Genomic DNA, 240 nt, shown 5'->3' on the forward strand with positions numbered 1-240 from the left:
CTACAATTTGTGGATCTGTCCTTTTTTCGATATTTGGTGGTGTTGGCATTGCTTGTTTGCCCTTGGGGCTTATATTTTCATTCATTCGGCGTCCAAGAGCTGTTATCACCCGCTCACAATATATCAAGGAAGCAACTGAACTTGGTAAAAAAGCAAGAGATTTGAGACAGACGGCAGATGCTCTTCATCAAAAAGAAAATAGTGGTCAGAAGGATAAAAAGTGGCGCCATAATATAAAAT

Annotated in this window: 1 protein-coding gene; it reads left to right on the plus strand. The window is 39.6% G+C overall.

The genetic code is table 11. From position 1 onward, the window contains the following. A partial coding sequence (locus tag C6N31_RS47490; protein ID WP_198359760.1) for a hypothetical protein occupies positions 1-240 on the plus strand: 240 nt, incomplete at both ends.

The sequence above is a fragment of the Streptomyces fildesensis genome (assembly GCF_016107395.1).
Lineage (GTDB): Bacteria > Actinomycetota > Actinomycetes > Streptomycetales > Streptomycetaceae > Actinacidiphila > Actinacidiphila fildesensis.